Consider the following 15,581-nt stretch of genomic DNA (forward strand, 5'->3'; position numbering starts at 1 on the left):
CCAGTGTCTTTGCCGGTTGCTCTCCGCATGCTCTCTCAAAAGCAAAAGTCACTGGATTCCCGCCAGAAGCATGCGGGAATGACAAGCCAAAGCGTTCGGGCAAGGGCCGCGCTGGAACGGCACAGCCTAGTCGATCAACGCGGCGACGTGCGCCGCCGTCGACTGGCGCAGCGCGGTGAGGCTGTAGCCGCCTTCGAGGCTCGAAATCACGCGGCCGTGCGCGTGCTTGCGTGCGATGTCGACGAGTTCGCGCGTGATCCACTCGTAGTCGGGCGCGCCGAGGTTGAGGTTGGCGAGCGGATCGAGATAGTGCGCGTCGAAGCCGGCCGAGATCATGACGAGTTGCGGGCGGAAGCGCTCGACCGCGGGCAGGACGATGTCGCGGCAGGCTTCGCGGAATGCGAACGAACTCGACGCGGCCGGCAATGGCGCGTTGACGATGTTGCCGACGCCGGTCTCGCGGGCTTCGCCGGTGCCTGGATACAGCGGCGATTGGTGCGTGGAGGCGTAGAGCACGCGCGGCTCGCGCCAGAAGATGTCCTGCGTGCCGTTGCCGTGGTGCACGTCGAAATCGACGATCGCGATGCGCTCGATCCCCTTGCCAAGAGCGTGCGCAGCGCCGACGGCGACGTTGTTGAACAGGCAGAATCCCATCGGCGTATCGTGCGTGGCGTGATGGCCCGGCGGGCGCACGGCGCAGAAGGCGCGCGTCGCGCCGTCGTCGAGCAGCGCGTCGACCGCGGCGCAGACCGCGCCCGCGGCGCGCAGGGCGGCTTCGAGCGAATCGGGCGACATCGTCGTGTCGGCGTCGAGCTGGGCATAGCCTTCGGCCGGCGCGGTGGCGTGGACGAGTTCCACCAGTCCCGCGTCGTGCACGCGTTCGAGCTGCGCGCGCGTGGCGCGCGGCGCTTCGATGCGGTCGAGCATCGCGAAGCGGTCGTGATCCAGCGCTTCGAGCACGGCCTGCAGGCGCGCGGGCGATTCGGGGTGGCCGGGGCCGGCCGAATGGCGCAGGCAGGCGGGATGAGTGTAAAGCCGGGGATGCATGCGACTCGTCAGGATTTCTTCCGGCGCTCATGTTGCCACAGGACTTCGCCGTGGCTCGATGCGCGCGCGATCACGCGCGCGATCACGAACAGCAGGTCGGACAAACGGTTGAGATAGCGGATCGCCTCGGCGCGCACCGTCTCCGTGCGCGCGAGCGCGACGACTTCGCGTTCCGCGCGTCGGCAGACCGTGCGCGCGACCTGGCAGTGCGCCGCCGCCGCACCGCCGCCGGGCAGGATGAAATCCTTGAGCGCGGGCAGGTCGGCGTTGAAGCCGTCGAGCGTGGTTTCGAGCCGGTCGACATCGGCCGCGTGGATCATCGCCATGCCGGGAATGCACAGCTCGCCGCCGAGGTCGAACAGGTCGTGCTGGACCTGGGTCAGCGTCTCGCGCACGGAATCGGGAATTTCCTGGGCGAGAACGACGCCGATCACGCTGTTCAATTCGTCGACCGTGCCGTAGCTGGCGACCCGCGCCGAATCCTTGGCCACGCGCGTGCCGTCGCCGAGGCCGGTGGTGCCGTCGTCGCCGGTGCGCGTGTAGATTTTGGAGAGGCGGTTGCCCATGGCTCAAGGAAAGTTCCGATGCGCATGGACGACTGCGAGAATTTCAATGACGACTTCCACGCGGTAAAACACGATGTAGTTGGGATGAACCACCAGTTCGCGTGCGCCGGAGACACGCTCGCTCTGCTTGTACAGATAAGGGTGAAGCGGAAGCTGTGAAGTCGCCTGTTCGATACGATCGGCCAGCCGCTCTGCAGCCCATGGATTGCGTTCGCCGATATAGTCGAGGATTTGCAGCAAGTCGGCGCGAGCTTCGTCGCTCCACTCAACCGCCGCCTTCGCGGGCCTTGCATTTGGATTGCAGGAGCTCGTGCATTTCCGTCATGACCTGGTCGTGCGGAACGCGCGGTTTCTTGCTGTTGGCGGCGGCTTCGATCTTCGCGCGCAGCCACTCGTCGTAGAGAGCGGCCTGCTCGGCGTTTTCGAATTCCGAAACCAGTGGATCAAGTTTCGCGTTCATGCGACGACTCTACTACCGCAACGAAGCTGATGCCAGCAAACCAGGGCGCCCGAGCGAGCGTCAGCGCGGGAGCGCCGTGCGCTCCGGCTGCAACTGGACGAATTGGGTTGCGATCGCGTGCAGGGCAATGCCGATGCCGATGTAGATGCCCTGGGTGGTGAGATAGGGCAGGTACCAGTCGCCCAGATTCTTCATCCATGCGCTGAAGCTGCGCGGCAGCGGCACGCTGTTCGACAGCCAGTAGAAGCTGCCGTTGGAAGTCAGGTAGCACAGGTTGATCGCGACGAACCCCGCCATGATCGCCAGGCCGAGTTCGCGCGCGCCGAGACCGCGATAGCGGCGCGCAAGCCACGCGCCGCCGAGCCACATCGCGAAATAGGCAATCGTGAGGAACCAATAGGCCGGCGACACGCAGTAGTGCTGCCAGAACGAAAGCCCGCTGCCGCTGATCACCAGATAATCGATCAGCACGCCTTCGACGAACAGCGCGGGAAACGCCCAGCGCACTTCCTTGTTCAAGTAGAACCCGGCGGCGAAGAACACCCCCCACGAGGCGTCCGGCACCGCGGCGAAATGGTTGACGCGCGTCGTCGCCATGATCAGGGCGAGTAGGGCGAACACCCCATAGCGGACGAGCGGGGATGCGGCGTCGCGGGCGGCGGGAGAAGAAAGGGTCATCGCGCGGGTCCTCGGAAGAGACGTGGGCATTATACCGGCAATCGGCGGCCTCGCATGATGATCGATATCCGTGCTGGGGCATGCCCGGTATGATGCGCGCCATGAACGAAGTGGATGTCCTTATCGTCGGCGGAGGCCTGGTCGGTTCCAGCCTGGCCATCGCGCTCGACGGCAGCGGCCTGCGCGTCGCCCAGGTCGAGGCGGTGGCGCCGCGAATCGATCCCGCCGCGGATCCGGACGAGCGCAGCCTCGCGCTCGCTCGCGCGAGCGTGAACGCGCTGACCGCGCTCGGCGTGTGGCCGTCGATCGAGGCGAAGGCGACGCCGATCCGGCGCGTGCACGTCAGCCGCCGCGGCGAGTTCGGCGTGGTCAGGCTCGATGCGGCGGAGCACGGCCTCGACGCGTTCGGCGCGACTTGTCCGGCGCGCGAGCTTGGCAACGGCTTGCTCGCGCGGCTTGAGCGCTGTGCGAGTCTTGTGCGCTACGCGCCGGCGAAGCTCACCGCGATTGCGGGCGACGCGAATGGCGTCGTCGCCACGCTCGCCGCCGACGATGGCGAGAAGCATCTGCGCGCGTGCCTGCTGGTCGGCGCCGATGGCACGGCTTCGTTCGTGCGCGATGCGTGCGGCATCGGCATCGACAAGGTCGACTACGCGCAGACCGCCTTTGTCGCCACCGTGCAGCCGGAACGCGCGATGGACGGTTGCGCCTACGAGCGCTTCACTGCAACCGGCCCGGTGGCCTTGCTGCCGCTGGCGCAAGGCCGTGCCGGTGTCGTCATGACCGTGCCATCGGCCGATGCGCCGCGCGTGGCTGCGCTCGACGATGCGGGTTACATCGCCGAACTGCACGAGCGCTTCGGTTACCGGCTCGGCAAGTTCTCGCGGCTCGGCAGACGCGTGTCGCATCCGCTGACGCGCGTGATCGCGCGACGCTTGGTTGCAACTCGCACGGTATTGGTGGGGAACGCGGCGCAAACGATCCATCCGATCGGCGCGCAAGGCTTCAACCTCGGCCTGCGCGACGCGCTGACGCTCGCCGAACTGCTGGTCGAACAGGCACGCGCCGGCGGCGATGCCGGCGCTGCTTCGCTGCTGAAGCGCCATGCGGAACTGCGCCGGAAGGATCGTGAAGGCACCGCCGCGATGAGCGACGGCCTGGCGCGGTGGACGGCGGACGAGGCATTGCCGCTGAAAGCGTTGCGCTCGCTCGGTCTGATTGCGATCGATCGGATCGCGCCGCTGAAGCAGGCGCTCGTTGCGCGAGGCATGGGTTTTCGCGGGCATTCGCCTGCACTGGCATTGAGGCATTTCCCATGAGCGGTCGAAGACTTTTCGACGTTGCGATCGTCGGCGCCGGCATGGTCGGCGCGGCGCTCGCGCTCGATCTCGCGCAGCGCGGCTTCGACGTGGCGTTGGTGGAATCGCGGCCGCCGGCGCCGTGGCGCGCGGAGGACGAAGTCGATCTGCGCGTCGTTGCGTTGGCCGCCTCGTCGATCGCGCTATTGCAACGTTTGGACGTCTGGACGTCCATTGCTGCATCGCGTGCGAGCGCATACCGGCGCATGCAGGTATGGGACGCGCTCGCACCGGGCAGTCTGGGTTTCGACGCCGCCGACGAGGGCGCGGCCGCGCTCGGCTACATCGTCGAGAACAAGTTGATCCAGTCGGCGCTGTGGCGGGCGATCGAGCGCCAGCCGGCGATCCGGCTGCATTGTCCCGCGCGTGTGGTAGCGACCGAAGTGTCCACCGGCGCCGCCATCGAATCACGAATCACGAATCACGAATCACGGCTCCTCACCCTCGACGACGGCACGCAACTGAAGGCGCGCCTCGTCGTCGCCGCGGACGGCGACGATTCAGCGCTGCGCGGCCTGCTCGGCATCGCGACGCGGGACCGCGATTACGCGCAGCGCGGCATCGTCGCGCACGTCGCGCACGAGCGCGCGCACGAGGCGACCGCGTGGCAGCGTTTCCTGCCGGGCGCGACGCTGGCGTTCCTGCCGCTCGCCGACGGGCGCAGTTCGATCGTCTGGTCGGTGCCGAACGACGAGGCCGAGCGCCTGCTCGCGCTCGACGACGTGGCGTTCCGTACCGAGCTCGGCGCGGCGTTCGATTTCCGCCTCGGCGCGATCACCGCGACGACACGGCGCGCCGCATTCCCGTTGCGCCTGCGCCTCGCCGAACGCTACGCCGCGCCGCGTTTCGCGCTCGTCGGCGATGCCGCGCACGTGGTGCATCCGCTGGCGGGGCAGGGCGTCAATCTCGGTTTCCGCGATGCGGTCGAGCTTGCGAACGTGCTGGCCGAAGCGAAGAATCGCAAAGTGGCCGATTCCAGCCACGACTTTGCATCAGAGTATACTTTGCGCCGTTACGAGCGCCGCCGGCGCAGCGACAATGCGATCGCGGCAAACGCCTTCGATGTGATCCAGCGCGGATTCGGCAGCGATGTCGCGGCCGTCGCCGCCCTGCGCGGCGTGGGCCTCGCCCTGGTCGATCGCGTCGCTCCGCTCAAGCGTTTCTTTGCGCACCACGCGGCAGGTTGAGCCGCGAAGGACCTTTGATTTTGCGCCGGCTCCGGATGGCAATTTTCCATGCCGCGGCGACGCTTATTCCGCGAGGCGGCGGACGATGAAGCCCAGCGCTGCCATCCAGCAAAGTCCGACGAAGATCGCGCCGGCCCAGCCGCGCAGAAAGCCGCCGCGCTCGCGCAGCAGCCCGTTGAGCACGGCGAGGATCGCCATCGGCAGCGCAAGTGCGAGCGCGAGGATCAGGTAGGTCGGGTCGGAGAAATTCATGGAACCCCCTGGATTCCGCTTCGTCGCGGTGGGATGTGAGCGCCGGGGCGCGGATGCCGTTCCGTATGCCGAACGGGGAAACCATAGCCGGCAGATCGACGCGCGACGTTGATCTTCATCAAGACCGGCCTCCGTTCGTGCGTTGCGGGAAGCGGAGGTGAATTTGACGGCGGTCAATACGCGTTTCGGCGGCTGGGCGCACCTTCGTATGCGGTGCGGAAAAAGCCAATCCGATGCGACGGCGCGAACTTCCGCATTGCCCACCCGCCGACCGGAGGTATCGTCCATGATCGCCACTGCATTGCATTCGCCAGAGCACCCCGAACATGGCGGCGCCGCCTCGGCGCCCGAATGGAAAGAGAAGCTGCGCGACGGCACGACGGTGCTGATTCGCCCCATTGCCGGCACCGACGTCGATCTGGAACGCAGGTTCATCGAGCGCCTCTCGCCGCAGTCGCGGCGTTATCGTTTTCTCGGCGAAATGACGACGCCGGACCGGGCATTGCTGGACAAGTTCACTCATCCGGACCCCGCGCACGAGGCTGCCTTCATCGCCTTGGTTGCCGACGGCGCGGAAAAGCGCGAAGTCGGCGTTGCGCGCTTCAGCGCGGACCCGAGCGAAGTCCAATGCGAATGTGCCGTCGCCGTGGCCGACGATTGGCAGGGCAAGGGCCTGGCAACGATCCTCATGCGTCATCTGATCGAGATCGCGCGCCAGCGCGGCTATGCGCGGATGTACTCGATCGACGCGCGGGAAAACGAAAACATGTGCGCGCTGGCGGAGTTTCTCGGTTTCGAGCGCGTGCCCGATCCGCAGGACGGCAGCCAGGTATTGCATTCCCTAAATCTGAAAGCCGCCGGCGCCTGAGAGGGAATTGTCGAAGCGGATGCTTTCGCTTCCCCTGCGTAGCGGGGGAAGGAAGAGTCCTCCTTTTTCGCGAGGGCGGGTTTATTTTGTAGATACCCTCAGGGCATCGGCGCATCGCCGTTTCAGGGCTGCGGCGAGGGCGCCGGAGCTGCGCGCCGCCAGGACAGCGCGCCGAGCCCCAACGCGGCGGCGCGCGCATACCAGTCCAGATGTTCCGCCGGCGACGGCTTGCGGTTCGATTGCACCGGCAGAGAGAGGGATTCGTCCATCCACGGCTGCATCGCGGCGCGCATGTCGAGCTGGGACGGCACCGACGCCCGTACCCGCTTTGCCGGACCCGAACCACCGCGCGCGGCGGTCGCCAACGGATGGATGGCGTCGCCGACGTCGTTCGCGAATCGCGCCAGGCGCGGTTGCGGGGTGATCGCCGTCAATCCGATGTGGCGAAGTCCGTGCCTGCGCGCGCGCGCGACGAGGTCGGTCGGCGTCTCGCGCAGGCGCGCGCGCTCGAACCAGGCGGCGTCGCAGCGCAATGCGCGGCCACGCGACTCGGCCAGCGCGATCGTTGCGTCGAGGCTGCCTTCGGCAAGCGCTTGGGCGATCCGCCGGGCCTGCATGCGCGCTTCGGCGCAGGCGTAATCCAGGCCGAGCAGGGCCAACGCATCGGCAAGGCCAATGACGCCGATGCGCAGCCGTTTCGCGGTCCGGTGCGAGTCGCGACGCAGGACGATGGCGTTGTCGAGCGCATGCGCAGCGAGGCCGGCGCAGTGTTTCACCGCGGCACAGTCGATCACGGCCTGTGATGCGGGAGACGGGCGCACGAAGCCGGCAAGGTTCAGCACCGCGACGAGGCCGTCGTCCGGCCACGGCGTGGCCTCGGTGCCGGCGGCGGCGAGGATGCGTTCGTCGAGCAGCAGACGCCAATCGGCGAACGCATCGAGCAGACGGCGCTCGAACGCACAGCGTTCGCCGCCAGGCTCGACGGTGGCGAGCGTCGCGGCCACGCGTTGCCAAGTCGCTTCGATGGTGTCGTCGCGCAATACGCCGTTTTCGCGCCAGCGGAACCACGCATCCCAGGCTTCGACCGCGGCCGGCGCGACGAACGGCGATTCTCCCGGCGTTCTGTTCCCGCTCATGGTCTTGCGCGCCGGCGCGCGGCGTTCGGCGGCGCGCCGGTGCCCGCGCGCGACGGCATGTGCGCGGTTCGCGTCGACGTGCTGGAACAGGGTTGGAACATCCGGCCGGGAAGCGCAGTTGCGAGTGAAGGCAACCAGCCTAGCCGGCGCGAGCCGCGACCGTTTGACTCAGGTCAAATCCGCGATGTGCGGGTGTGGGGCATCCGGCCGCGGCAATGAAGCCCGGCCGGACGCCTGGACGGAGGCTTAAACCAATTCCACGGCGATCGCGGTCGCTTCACCGCCGCCGATGCAGAGCGCAGCGACGCCTTTCTTGCCGCCGCGCTTCTTCAACGCATGCAACAGGGTGACGACGAGGCGCGCGCCCGACGCGCCGATCGGATGGCCGAGCGCACAGGCTCCGCCGTTGACGTTGAGCTTCTCGTGCGCGATGCCGAGGTCCTTCATCGGCGCCATCGCGACGACGGTGAACGCCTCGTTGACCTCGTACAGGTCGACGTCGCCGGCCTTCCAGCCGGCCTTGTCGAGCACCTTCTGGATCGCGCCGACCGGCGCGGTGGTGAACCATTCCGGTTCGTGCGAATTGGTCGCGTGCGCGACGATGCGCGCGATCGGCTTCACGCCGCGCTTTTTCGCTTCGTCGGCGCTCATGAGCACGGTCGCGGCGGCGCCGTCGGAGATGCTCGAGGAACTGGCCGCGGTAACCGTGCCGTCCTTCGCGAACGCGGGCTTGAGCGAGGGAATCTTCGAGACGTCGGACTTGCCCGGCTGCTCGTCGGTGGCGAATTCGACGTCGCCTTTGCGCGTGGCGACCTTGACCGGAACGATTTCATCGACGAACGCCCCCGAGGCGATCGCGGCCTGCGAGCGCTTCACGCTCTCGATCGTGAACGCATCCTGCTGCTCGCGCGTGAAACCGTACTTCGCAGCGGTGGCGTCGGCGAACACGCCCATCGACTTGCCGTCGTAGGGATTGGTCAGGCCGTCCCACGCCATGTGGTCGACGAGCTTGGCATCGCCGTAGCGCAGGCCCGTGCGCGCCGCGACCATGTGCGGCGCGTTGGTCATCGATTCCATGCCGCCGGCGACGACGACCGTCGCCGAGCCGGCCTTGATCAGATCGGTGGCGAGCATGATCGCCTTCATGCCCGAGCCGCAGACCTTGTTGATCGTCGTCGCGCCGGCCGACTTCGGCAGGCCGGCCGCAAGCGCGGCTTGGCGCGCCGGCGCCTGGCCGAGATTGGCCGGCAGCACGCAGCCCATGATGACTTCCGAAACGTCGGCGGCGGGTACGCCGGACGCATCGAGCGCGGCCCTGATCGCCGCGGCGCCGAGCGTGGGCGTCGGCACGCCCGTGAACTGGCCGAGCATGGAGCCGATGGCGGTGCGCTTGGCGCCGACGATGACGATGTCTGACATGGTGGGTTCCTTACTGTGCTGTGTCGAAAAAGACGGGCCCCCGATTATCGCGCCATGGCACTGGCGCGGCAATTGGAACTAAAGTCTGAAAACGAGTCCCGGCGCCGTGCTCGGCGATGCGGCGGTAGCCCGCATGTTTCCGGCACGCGCAGATCGCCGTGTACGACGCAGGTCATGACTTGCCGTGGAACAATTCGCGCCCGATCAGCATGCGGCGGATCTCGTTCGTGCCCGCGCCGATCTCGTAGAGCTTGGCGTCGCGCAGGATGCGGCCGGTCGGGTATTCGTTGATGTAGCCGTTGCCGCCGAGCGCCTGGATCGCCTCGAGCGCGACCTTGACCGCGTTCTGGGATGCGTTGAGCAGGCACGAGGCCGGGTCGATGCGCGACTTGCGGTTGGCGTCGAATTCCTGCGCGACCACATAGGCGTAGGCGCGCGAGGATTGCAGCAAAGTATACATGTTGGCGATCTTCGCCTGCATGATGCCGAACGTGCCGATCGGCGCGTTGAACTGCTTGCGCTCGCGCACGTAGGGCAGGGCGATGTCGAGCGCGGCTTGCATCAAACCGATCGGGCCGCCGGACAGGACCAGGCGTTCGGTGTCGAGGCCGCCCATCAGCACGCGCACGCCTTCGTTGATCTCGCCGACGCGGTTCGCATCGGGAATCTCGCAGTTGTCGAACACGAGCTCGCAGGTGTTCGAACCGCGCATGCCGAGCTTGTCGAGCTTCTGGGCGGTGGAGAAACCCTTCATGCCTTTCTCGACGAGGAACGCGGTCATGCAGCGCGAGCCCGCCGGGCGGTGCGCGGTGCGCATGTAGACCAGCAGCACGTCGGCGTCGGGACCGTTGGTGATCCACATCTTCGAGCCGTTGGCGATCCACACGTCGCCTTTTTGTTCCGCGCGACAAGTCATCGAGCCGACCACGTCGGAACCCGCGCCCGGCTCGCTCATCGCGAGCGCGCCGACGAACTCGCCGCTGCACAGCTTGGGCAAATACTTTTTCTTCTGCGCCTCGTTCGCGTTGTGCAGGATGTTGTTGACGCAGAGGTTCGAATGCGCGCCGTAGGACAGGCCGACCGAGCCCGAGGCGCGCGAGATTTCCTCCATCGCGACGAGATGGGCGAGATAGCCCATGCCGGAGCCGCCGTATTCGGTCGGCACGGTGATGCCGAGCAGGCCCATGTCGCCGAGCTTGCGCCACAAGTCGGACGGGAACAGGTTGTCGTGATCGATCGCGTTCGCGCGCGGCGCGATTTCCTTGTCCGCGAACGCCGCTACGGTGTCGCGCAGCAGGTCGAGTTCTTCACCGAGCGGAAATGGACGCATGGCGCGATCTTTCGTGCGAATGGTCCGCGCATGATAACGCAGCGGCCGCCGCATCCGCATGACGCGGCGACGCCATCGCGAATGTCGAGCGCCCGGCAAGCCGGTTTCCGATGTGTGCGTTGCCGACCGGCCAGGCCCACGGCGCGCGACTTGATCCGCGTGCAACAACGCGGTTGAATCGGCGGACCCAATCCGAGCGAGGAATTCCTCATGCGCCAACCCGCGAAGAAAAACGTGCGCAACTCCGCGCGGAACACAGTCGCCGCCAGCAAATCGTCCACGGGATTCACGGCGGAAGAGCGAGAGGCGATGAAGGCCTACCTCCAGGAGAAGAAGGCCGAAGCGCGCGCTGGCCGAAACAGGGCGGAAGGCGAAAGCGCCGCCCTCGCGGCGATCGACGCGATGAAGGAACCGGACCGCGCGATGGCCAGGCGCCTGCATGCGATCATCACCGCCGCGGCGCCGGCATTGTCGCCGAAAACCTGGTACGGCATGCCGGCGTATGCCAAGGACGACAAGGTCGTCTGCTTCTTCCAGAGTTCGCAGAAATTCGGCACGCGCTACGCCACGTTCGGCTTCAGCGACAAGGCGAGGCTAGACGACGGCGCGATATGGCCAAGCGCGTTCGCGCTCAAGGAGTTGACCGCCGCCGTCGAGGCGAAGATCGGCGCGCTCGTGAAAAAAGCCGTGGGCTGAAAATCCGAAGCGTCACGGATTCGACGGCGGCCCCTCACCGGGCGGCGGCGGATAGCCCGCTGCCGGCGGAGGCGGGAAACCGGGCGGCGGTCCGCCGGGGCCATGCGGCCCGCCGGGAGGCATCATTCCCTTCGCTTCGCAGACGACGTCGTTCGGCGATGCGCGCACGATCAGGGTTTTCGACGCGAACAGGACGCCGTCGTCCATGCGTACGGTGTCGCACAGGTAGGGCGATTTGTCTTTTTCCGCGCCGATCACGCCGTCGCGGTCGAGTGACGTCTCAGGCACTCCGTGGATGCGGTAGAGCGGATGTCGGGTGAAGACGTCGCGGTTCATGGCATCCGAGAAGAACAATTGTGTGGTGACGCTGGTCGGCGCGCGATCGTCGCTCCGGTAATCGCCCGTCATCACGCGCAAGTGGATGTGCACCGCGCGGCCGCGGTACCAGCCCGGGTAGCAGGTGTCGAAGTCGACGCGGCCGTGCGCGTTCGTGCGCTGGTAGCCGCGGAAAAAGCGCTTGTCGAGATCGGCCTGGTCGTTGTTGCACATCGGAGCGATCCGGCCGGAATAGCCGCCGGTGTGGTTGGTGTGCCAGATCTCGACGATGGCATCCGGTAGCGGCCTGCAGTCGGCATCGACCACGCGCAGGGCCAGACGCAGCGGCAGGCCGTCCCATCCGTCGCTGATGTCGCTGCGCTCGGGCGAGAGCGCGTGGCACGGGCCGATCGTGGCCATGCAGGTGAGCGCGCACGCGTTGCCGAGCTTGCCGAACGGGTCGGGAAACCGGTCTGTGCTGCCGATCTTCGCCGTGCCGCCGCTGGCCCAGCGAGGCGTTTTTGCGGCCATCGCGTTTTTTGCTCCGTCGGTCGTTCTGCAGCCGTTGAGGGACAGCAGCGGCGCGGCGAGCAAGGCGTTGCCGGCCGCCTTCAGCAGGCGTCGGCGCTGGCGCAAGGAGGCGGGAGAGGAAGAATCGCGCATGGGAGTTCGGTGGCAATGGACGGCCTCGCATGCTCGGCGCATTTGCGCGGGCGGGCAATGGATCGAAGCGCATTTCGGTCCGATTCCACGAAGAATTCAAATTTGTCGATCGAGTTCTACGGCACGAAACTGAGGAACAGATAGGCTGCGAACATCACGAGATGGACCATGCCGGGCAGCACCGTCGTGCGGCCGGTGCGCAGCGAGATCGAGGCGACGAACAGCGACAGCAGGAGCAACACGGTGGATTTCGCGTCGACGCCGAGTGCGAGCGGCCAGCCCATGATCAACGAAAGCACGGCGACCGTGGGCACGGTGAGGCCGATGCTTGCGATCGCCGAACCGATCGCGAGGTTGAGGCTGGTTTGCAGGCGGTTGGCGTGCGCGGCGCGGATCGCGGCGACGCTTTCGGGCAGCAGCACGATCGCGGCGATCAGGATGCCGACCGTCGCCGCCGGCGCGCCGGCCGCGTGCAGTGCCGCTTCGATGGTCGGCGAAATGCCTTTCGCGCTGAGCACCACGGCGACGAGCGCGATCAGCAGCAGGCCCAGGCTGGCCGCGGTTTCCCGGTTGGACGGTTGCCTCGCGTGTTCGTCGTCGTCGTGCTCCGCGTCCGCCGGCAGGAAATAGTCGCGATGGCGAATGGTCTGGAACACGGTGAACGCGGCGAACAGGACCAGCGTCGCGATGGCGACGAACAGCAGTTGGCTGCGCGTATAGGCCGGGCCTGGCGCGCTGAGGGAAAAATTCGGCAGGATCAGCGTGAACACGACGATCACCGTCAACGTGCCGAGCGCGGCGTTGATGCCCTCGAGCTTGAATTCCTGCACATGATGGCGGCCGCCGCCGATCAGCAGGCTCGCGCCGATCAGGCCGTTGAGGATGATCATCACCGCGGCAAACACCGTGTCGCGGGCCAGGCCCGAGGTGGCCTCGCCGCCGGAAAGCATCATCGACACGATCAGCGCCACTTCGATGATCGTCACCGCGAGCGCGAGCACGAGCGTGCCGAACGGCTCGCCGACGCGATGCGCGATCACCTCCGCGTGGTGCACCGAGGCGATCACGCTGCCCACGAGCCCGAGCACGAGCAGCGCGACGATGCCCGGCAGGCCCGGCGCAGCCCATGCCAGCGCAAGCACGGCGATGCCCAGCGGCGGCACCGCCAGTGTCCACGGCGGATTGTGTCGAACCGGTTCGCTCATGCGTGCTTTCCTTCATTCGACGGCGGAAGCGGGTGGAAAATTCGTCGGCGCAGAGTGGAACTTACTCGAATGCGGGAATCGTTTCACTTCCCGGCGGTCGGCTTTGCCGTCGCTTTCCTGAAGTTTTCTTCACGTTCACCCCGGCTTTGCTGCTTTGCAGCATAATGGCGCTATGGAAACGACTTCCACCATGCGGACGGCGCCGTCGGCGATCGCCGTGTCGCCGCGCCATCGCGCCCTGATCCTCGCCGCATTGACGCTCGGCGGTTTCGCCATCGGCACCAGCGAATTCTCGGCGATGGGCCTGATGCCCGAGATGGTGAAAAGCTTCGGCGTGAGCGAGCCGCAAGTCGGCCACGTCATCAGCATGTATGCGCTCGGTGTCGTGGTCGGTGCGCCGTTGCTCGCCGTCCTCGGCGGGCGCCTGCCGCGCCGCGCCTTGTTGCTGTTGCTCATGGGCTTCTATGCGCTCGGCAACCTGGCCAGCGCCGCGGCGCCGACTTACGCGGGCATGTTGGTGGCGCGCTTCGTCGCCGGCTTGCCCCACGGCGCCTATTTCGGCGTGGCGGCGCTCGCGGCCGTGGCGATCAGCAAGCCCGAGGAACGCGGCAAGGCGGTGAGTCTCACCATGTTCGGGTTGACCGTGGCCATCCTGATCGGCAACCCGGTCGCGACGTGGATGGGGCAGACCATCGGCTGGCGCTGGGCCTTCGTCATGGTATCGACCGTCGCCGCGATCACGCTGGCGCTGATCGCCGCGTTCATGCCGCGCGACCGTACCGGAGCGCCGGCGCACGCGCTGGCCGAACTGCGCGCGTTCAACCGGCCGCCGGTGTGGCAGGCGCTGGCGATCGGCGCGGTCGGTTTCTCCGGCCTGTTCTGCGTGTTCAGCTATCTCGCGCCGACGATGCTGCAGGTGACCCGCGCGCCGGCGTCGCTGATTCCGCTTGGCCTCGCCGGTTTCGGCCTCGGCGGCGTGATCGGCAATTTCCTCGGCGGCTGGCTGTTCGACCGACTGCGCTTCCGCGCGGTGCCGGCGATCCTGTTCGGCGCGGCGGCGATGCTGCTGCTGTTTCCGCTCGCGGCGGGTTCGTTGTGGACGCTGCTACCGATCACGGTCGCGATCGGCATGATGGGCGCGCTCGGCCCGGTGTTGCAGACGCATCTAATGGACGTGGCCGGCGAGGCGCAGACGCTCGCGGCCGCTTCGCACCATGCGGCGTTCAACGCCGCGAATGCGCTCGGTCCGTGGCTCGGCGGCATGGCGATCACGGCGGGTTGGGGCTGGACTGCCACCGGCTACGTCGGCGCGACGACCGCATTGCTCGGTACCGCCGTCTATTTTTGGGCCGCGGCCACGCTGCGCCGGCGCCAATGGCGGACTTGCGAGGTTTGTTGATCGCCGCGCGCGATCGCCGCAGTGATAAAGTTCACGGCCCATTGCCTTCGCGAGCGACGTTGTGAACCTTCCGACGACCCATTCCATCGGCACTCCCGGCCAGCCCTGGGGCGAGGCCGAGAAAGCGCTCTGGCGGTCGCGCCAGACGCGCAAGCGCAGCTACGCAACCGACGTGCTCGGCGTCGTCGAACGCCTGCGTGGCTGCTTCGACGTGGCCGAGTACGGCCGCCTCGACTATCCGCCCGAATCGTTTCCGCTGTTCGCGATCCGCAGCCGCGAGTGGCGCGACGATCTTCCGTGCGCGCTGGTCACCGGCGGTGTGCACGGCTACGAGACCAGCGGCGTGCACGGCGCGCTGCAATTCGTCGATCTGCGCGCGGCGGACTACGCGGGCCGCGTCAACCTGCTCGTCGTGCCGTGCGTCAGTCCGTGGGCATACGAGCGCATCCATCGCTGGAATCCGCTCGCGATCGATCCGAACCGTTCGTTCCGCGACGACAGCCCGGCGCCGGAGTCGGCCGCGTTGATGAGCCTCGTTGCGCCGCTGCGCAAACGTATGCTCGTGCACATCGACCTGCACGAAACCACCGACAGCGACGAGTCGGAGTTCCGCCCGGCGCTGGCCGCGCGCGACGGCAAGGCGTTCGAGCCCGAAGGGATTCCCGACGGCTTCTATCTGGTCGACGACGCCGAACATCCGCAGCCCGCGTTCCAGCGGGCGATCATCGCGGCGGTGGCGAAGGTGACGCACATCGCGCCGGCGGACGCGAAGGGCGAGATCATCGGCTCGCGCGTCGTCGCGCCGGGCGTGATCGAATACGAGTTGAAGAAACTCGGTCTGTGCGCCGGCATCACCGATGCGCCCTACAAGACCACGACCGAGGTCTATCCCGACAGCCCGCGCACGACGCCCGGGCAGTGCAACGCCGCGCAGGTGGCGGCAGTGTGCGCGGCGCTCGATTACGCGCTGGCAGCGCGCTCGTAGAACGCAGGGAACGCACG

Annotated in this window: 17 protein-coding genes; 6 read left to right on the top strand and 11 right to left on the bottom strand. The window is 67.2% G+C overall.

Annotated features, from left to right (window positions below; translation table 11 throughout):
• Positions 1 to 126: 126 nt before the first annotated feature.
• From QM741_RS12075 to QM741_RS12095, 5 genes are read right to left on the bottom strand one after another with little or no spacing between them, the layout of a single operon-like run.
• Entirely contained in the window at positions 127 to 1,047 is a 921-nt protein-coding gene (locus QM741_RS12075; protein WP_415207931.1) for a histone deacetylase family protein, read from the bottom strand.
• 8 nt (positions 1,048 to 1,055) lie between these two features.
• Positions 1,056 to 1,613, bottom strand: coding sequence for a cob(I)yrinic acid a,c-diamide adenosyltransferase (locus QM741_RS12080; protein WP_415207932.1), 558 nt, complete (start codon positions 1,611 to 1,613; stop codon positions 1,056 to 1,058).
• Positions 1,614 to 1,616: 3 nt separating this feature from the next.
• Positions 1,617 to 1,853 (bottom strand): type II toxin-antitoxin system RelE/ParE family toxin, encoded by a 237-nt coding sequence (locus QM741_RS12085; RefSeq protein WP_415207933.1) that lies wholly within the window; start codon positions 1,851 to 1,853, stop codon positions 1,617 to 1,619.
• A 25-nt stretch (positions 1,854 to 1,878) separates the two neighbouring features.
• Positions 1,879 to 2,073 (bottom strand): antitoxin, encoded by a 195-nt coding sequence (locus QM741_RS12090; protein WP_415207934.1) that lies wholly within the window; start codon positions 2,071 to 2,073, stop codon positions 1,879 to 1,881.
• A gap of 60 nt (positions 2,074 to 2,133) precedes the next feature.
• Positions 2,134 to 2,751, bottom strand: a complete 618-nt coding sequence (locus tag QM741_RS12095) for a hypothetical protein (RefSeq protein ID WP_415207935.1) — start codon at positions 2,749 to 2,751, stop codon at positions 2,134 to 2,136.
• A gap of 101 nt (positions 2,752 to 2,852) precedes the next feature.
• Here QM741_RS12095 and ubiH point away from each other — a divergent pair, with 101 nt between their 5' ends.
• Together ubiH and QM741_RS12105 are read left to right on the top strand one after the other, a co-directional pair.
• Positions 2,853 to 4,070 (top strand): 2-octaprenyl-6-methoxyphenyl hydroxylase, encoded by a 1,218-nt coding sequence (ubiH, locus tag QM741_RS12100; protein WP_415207936.1) that lies wholly within the window; start codon positions 2,853 to 2,855, stop codon positions 4,068 to 4,070.
• Positions 4,067 to 5,296: a UbiH/UbiF/VisC/COQ6 family ubiquinone biosynthesis hydroxylase gene (locus QM741_RS12105; RefSeq protein WP_415207937.1), complete on the top strand. Its 1,230-nt coding sequence runs from the start codon at positions 4,067 to 4,069 to the stop codon at positions 5,294 to 5,296. The genes ubiH and QM741_RS12105 overlap by 4 nt, the downstream gene beginning before the upstream one ends.
• A gap of 63 nt (positions 5,297 to 5,359) precedes the next feature.
• On the opposite strand, the gene QM741_RS12110 is transcribed toward QM741_RS12105, so the two are convergent.
• Complete coding sequence (locus QM741_RS12110) at positions 5,360 to 5,548, bottom strand: hypothetical protein (RefSeq protein WP_415207938.1); 189 nt, start codon at positions 5,546 to 5,548, stop codon at positions 5,360 to 5,362.
• 286 nt (positions 5,549 to 5,834) lie between these two features.
• On the opposite strand from QM741_RS12110, the gene QM741_RS12115 reads away from it, so the two are divergent.
• Positions 5,835 to 6,416 (top strand): GNAT family N-acetyltransferase, encoded by a 582-nt coding sequence (locus tag QM741_RS12115; RefSeq protein WP_415207939.1) that lies wholly within the window; start codon positions 5,835 to 5,837, stop codon positions 6,414 to 6,416.
• A gap of 122 nt (positions 6,417 to 6,538) precedes the next feature.
• On the opposite strand, the gene QM741_RS12120 is transcribed toward QM741_RS12115, so the two are convergent.
• From QM741_RS12120 to QM741_RS12130, 3 genes are all read right to left on the bottom strand, one after another.
• Entirely contained in the window at positions 6,539 to 7,552 is a 1,014-nt protein-coding gene (locus QM741_RS12120) for a hypothetical protein (protein ID WP_415207940.1), read from the bottom strand.
• A gap of 246 nt (positions 7,553 to 7,798) precedes the next feature.
• Positions 7,799 to 8,971: a thiolase family protein gene (locus tag QM741_RS12125; protein ID WP_415207941.1), complete on the bottom strand. Its 1,173-nt coding sequence runs from the start codon at positions 8,969 to 8,971 to the stop codon at positions 7,799 to 7,801.
• Between the two features lie 172 nt (positions 8,972 to 9,143).
• Positions 9,144 to 10,301, bottom strand: a complete 1,158-nt coding sequence (locus tag QM741_RS12130; protein WP_415207942.1) for an isovaleryl-CoA dehydrogenase — start codon at positions 10,299 to 10,301, stop codon at positions 9,144 to 9,146.
• Between the two features lie 210 nt (positions 10,302 to 10,511).
• Between QM741_RS12130 and QM741_RS12135 the strand changes: the two genes are divergently transcribed.
• A complete protein-coding gene (locus QM741_RS12135; RefSeq protein WP_415207943.1) occupies positions 10,512 to 10,997 on the top strand; it encodes an iron chaperone in 486 nt (161 codons plus the stop codon).
• 12 nt (positions 10,998 to 11,009) lie between these two features.
• On the opposite strand, the gene QM741_RS12140 is transcribed toward QM741_RS12135, so the two are convergent.
• Together QM741_RS12140 and QM741_RS12145 are read right to left on the bottom strand one after the other, a co-directional pair.
• Entirely contained in the window at positions 11,010 to 11,975 is a 966-nt protein-coding gene (locus QM741_RS12140; RefSeq protein ID WP_415207944.1) for a hypothetical protein, read from the bottom strand.
• A 116-nt stretch (positions 11,976 to 12,091) separates the two neighbouring features.
• Positions 12,092 to 13,180, bottom strand: coding sequence for a calcium:proton antiporter (locus QM741_RS12145; protein ID WP_415207945.1), 1,089 nt, complete (start codon positions 13,178 to 13,180; stop codon positions 12,092 to 12,094).
• A gap of 190 nt (positions 13,181 to 13,370) precedes the next feature.
• On the opposite strand from QM741_RS12145, the gene QM741_RS12150 reads away from it, so the two are divergent.
• Positions 13,371 to 14,579, top strand: a complete 1,209-nt coding sequence (locus QM741_RS12150; protein WP_415207946.1) for an MFS transporter — start codon at positions 13,371 to 13,373, stop codon at positions 14,577 to 14,579.
• Between the two features lie 61 nt (positions 14,580 to 14,640).
• Entirely contained in the window at positions 14,641 to 15,564 is a 924-nt protein-coding gene (locus QM741_RS12155; protein WP_415207947.1) for a M14 family metallocarboxypeptidase, read from the top strand.
• Positions 15,565 to 15,581 lie beyond the last annotated feature (17 nt).

The sequence above is a fragment of the Rudaea sp. genome, assembly GCF_047601565.1.
GTDB lineage: Bacteria > Pseudomonadota > Gammaproteobacteria > Xanthomonadales > Rhodanobacteraceae > Rudaea.

Excerpts from the sequence above, each read along its gene's own strand:
- QM741_RS12125 (WP_415207941.1), bottom strand. The coding sequence starts at position 8,971 with ATGTCAGACATCGTCATCGTCGGCGCCAAGCGCACCGCCATCGGCTCC.
- QM741_RS12135 (WP_415207943.1), top strand. The coding sequence starts at position 10,512 with ATGCGCCAACCCGCGAAGAAAAACGTGCGCAACTCCGCGCGGAACACA.
- QM741_RS12120 (WP_415207940.1), bottom strand. The coding sequence starts at position 7,552 with ATGAGCGGGAACAGAACGCCGGGAGAATCGCCGTTCGTCGCGCCGGCC.
- ubiH (WP_415207936.1), top strand. The coding sequence starts at position 2,853 with ATGAACGAAGTGGATGTCCTTATCGTCGGCGGAGGCCTGGTCGGTTCC.
- QM741_RS12115 (WP_415207939.1), top strand. The coding sequence starts at position 5,835 with ATGATCGCCACTGCATTGCATTCGCCAGAGCACCCCGAACATGGCGGC.
- QM741_RS12075 (WP_415207931.1), bottom strand. The coding sequence starts at position 1,047 with ATGCATCCCCGGCTTTACACTCATCCCGCCTGCCTGCGCCATTCGGCC.
- QM741_RS12095 (WP_415207935.1), bottom strand. The coding sequence starts at position 2,751 with ATGACCCTTTCTTCTCCCGCCGCCCGCGACGCCGCATCCCCGCTCGTC.
- QM741_RS12110 (WP_415207938.1), bottom strand. The coding sequence starts at position 5,548 with ATGAATTTCTCCGACCCGACCTACCTGATCCTCGCGCTCGCACTTGCG.
- QM741_RS12140 (WP_415207944.1), bottom strand. The coding sequence starts at position 11,975 with ATGCGCGATTCTTCCTCTCCCGCCTCCTTGCGCCAGCGCCGACGCCTG.
- QM741_RS12090 (WP_415207934.1), bottom strand. The coding sequence starts at position 2,073 with ATGAACGCGAAACTTGATCCACTGGTTTCGGAATTCGAAAACGCCGAG.
- QM741_RS12150 (WP_415207946.1), top strand. The coding sequence starts at position 13,371 with ATGCGGACGGCGCCGTCGGCGATCGCCGTGTCGCCGCGCCATCGCGCC.
- QM741_RS12130 (WP_415207942.1), bottom strand. The coding sequence starts at position 10,301 with ATGCGTCCATTTCCGCTCGGTGAAGAACTCGACCTGCTGCGCGACACC.
- QM741_RS12145 (WP_415207945.1), bottom strand. The coding sequence starts at position 13,180 with ATGAGCGAACCGGTTCGACACAATCCGCCGTGGACACTGGCGGTGCCG.
- QM741_RS12105 (WP_415207937.1), top strand. The coding sequence starts at position 4,067 with ATGAGCGGTCGAAGACTTTTCGACGTTGCGATCGTCGGCGCCGGCATG.
- QM741_RS12080 (WP_415207932.1), bottom strand. The coding sequence starts at position 1,613 with ATGGGCAACCGCCTCTCCAAAATCTACACGCGCACCGGCGACGACGGC.